3 protein-coding genes are annotated in these 2216 nt (G+C 44.0%); all 3 read left to right on the forward strand.

From position 1 onward, the window contains the following. Positions 1 to 196: 196 nt before the first annotated feature. Positions 197 to 682 carry a CRR6 family NdhI maturation factor gene (locus RRG12_RS43315; protein ID WP_420761229.1) on the forward strand — a complete coding sequence of 162 codons (486 nt, stop codon included), beginning with the start codon at positions 197 to 199 and terminating at the stop codon, positions 680 to 682. 89 nt (positions 683 to 771) lie between these two features. Next, positions 772 to 1449 carry a two-component system response regulator RppA gene (gene rppA, locus RRG12_RS43320; RefSeq protein ID WP_181928783.1) on the forward strand — a complete coding sequence of 226 codons (678 nt, stop codon included), beginning with the start codon at positions 772 to 774 and terminating at the stop codon, positions 1447 to 1449. Positions 1450 to 1452: 3 nt separating this feature from the next. Continuing rightward, on the forward strand, positions 1453 to 2216 hold a 764-nt coding region (locus RRG12_RS43325; RefSeq protein ID WP_420763299.1), incomplete at its 3' end, for a CHASE3 domain-containing protein.

The following is a 2216-nucleotide window of genomic DNA, read 5'->3' on the forward strand; positions in this document are numbered from 1 at the left end:
CTACAAACCCTCAAAACTTGAGAAGCTCTGACTTGAATCTAAACCTTGTATAGGTTGACCAAATTATCAGCAAAAAAGTATCAGTAAATACTAATTGATTTGTGAACAAGACTTTGTGATCCTAAAGGTCAATCTAGCGTCAAGCCCTGAAAGCTGCTACTGTAGATTGTCGATCCTAAAGTTGAGCAAAAAGAAAGTGGCTGCTGAGTCAAAGACAATTGCGATCGCACTCAATAATGACCTGATTAACAATCTGGATATATCTCCTGCGTCAACGGTGCTTGAACAACTGCTGCAAGATGGGATTGCATCCCATGAACAGCAACTACGCTTTGATATCAATTACGATCTTGAACCTGACGATCCACGGGAACTATCAGAAATTCCAGAAATCCGGCTGTGGTTTGTGCGCCTAGATGCCAAATACCCCTGGTTAGCATTTTTACTAGATTGGAAAGCTGGAGAATTTGCTCGTTATGCCGCCATGCTAGTACCACACCAATTCAGTTCCAAAGAAGGCATTCAGTACAATCCTGAAGCCTTAGAGATATTTTTAATGCACAAAATCTTTGTCTTAGGTGATTGGCTCAAACAGCAAGACATCCCCAGTCTCTCGCGCCTGAAATCCATGGCCCAAATGCTAGGTTATGAATTAGATGACGCTTTTTTTGAGATATTTTAGCTGCGTGAAAGTTAAGTTGGCACTCTAAAATCAAACTATGCTAAAACCCAATTCCCCATTCCCCATTCCCAACTAGCTGCAATTGAACAATGCGGATTTTGCTAGTAGAAGACGATCCAGAGCAAATAGAACCGCTCCATGACGCCTTGGCTCGTTCAGGGCATATTGTGGATGCCGTCGAAGATGGGGCAACAGCCCAATGGTTGATGGGTGAAAAAGATTACGATCTGCTGATTTTTGACTGGATGTTGCCTGATGAAGATGGTATCTTTCTGTGCAAACAGTATCGTCAAGCAGGAAAAGCGTCTCCTATCTTGATGTTGACGGCAAAAGATACCACTGTCGATAAAGTGATGGGGCTAGATGCCGGAGCCGATGATTACCTTGTCAAACCTGTAGATATTGAAGAATTACTGGCACGGGTGCGGGCATTGCGACGGCGATCGCCCCTGTGGTGTGGTGATGCTTTGCAAGTCAACGGGCTATCGCTCCATCTCGACACCATGCGCCTGGAATGGGGAAGCAGTAGCTTGAAATTGAAAAGCCGAGATTTTCAATTACTAGAGTACATGATGCGCCATCCTCGGCAAATTCTCACCCACGATCAGATCGAACAGGCACTCTGGGAATGGGGACAAGAACCTGAGAGTAATGCCGTAGTTGCTCGTGTAAAACGCTTGCGTCAACGACTGCGCGAGATTGGTGTAGAAACTTGGATTGAAACCGTTTATGGCACTGGCTATCGTTTAGAACCTCCTGCGGGGTAATCTATGGCTTATCGGGTTCAACGGCTCTATCAAAGCTGGCAAACTTTGCCAATTCGAGTACGGGGAACAGCGATCGTTGCCATTCCCATAACCTGCTTGTTTATGGCTCTATCAGCCTTTGCTTGGCTAAAAGCCAGTCTGGTAGAAGATGAAACCTGGGTGCAGCATACTCAAACAGTACGGCTAGAAACAAAACAGCTTCTCAACGCCTTGATTGATGCTGAAACTGGAGTTCGAGGTTATGGGTTAACTCAACGGGAGGAATTTTTAGCTCCTTATAAGCAAGCTCAGACAATTATTCCTCCATCCTTGAATCGATTAGAAAAACTGGTACAAGACAATGCCCAACAAACCCAGCAAATTAAAAAAATTCGCACACTGGTTGATGATAATTTAGAAATATTTCAGCAGAAATTAACCTTACAGCGAGAACTGAAACGAATTCGTGGACAAACTGATACCTTGGTTCCCGTAGCGTCCCTTTATGAGTGGTTGGAGGAAGGGAAATTAACGATGGATCAGGCGCGTCAAGAAATAGATCGCTTCGCTCAAACCGAGGAAGAATTATTAGTACAACGCATACAACATCAAGATTTTTATCGGCAAATTACCTGGATTGTATTGTGTATTTCTGTTGTATTTGGAACGATCGCAGCTTTGTTTGCAGTTCATCTTTTCTATCAACTGGAGCGAGAGTTAGCGAACCGAGAAATCAATCTGCGAGAAACCAATCAGCGTTTAGAAATAGTCTGCGATCAACTTCAGCG

The organism is Nostoc sp. CALU 546 (genome assembly GCF_048836525.1).

Bases quoted from the DNA above. Each gene is read 5' to 3' on its own strand.
- rppA (WP_181928783.1), top strand. From the start codon at position 772: ATGCGGATTTTGCTAGTAGAAGACGATCCAGAGCAAATAGAACCGCTC.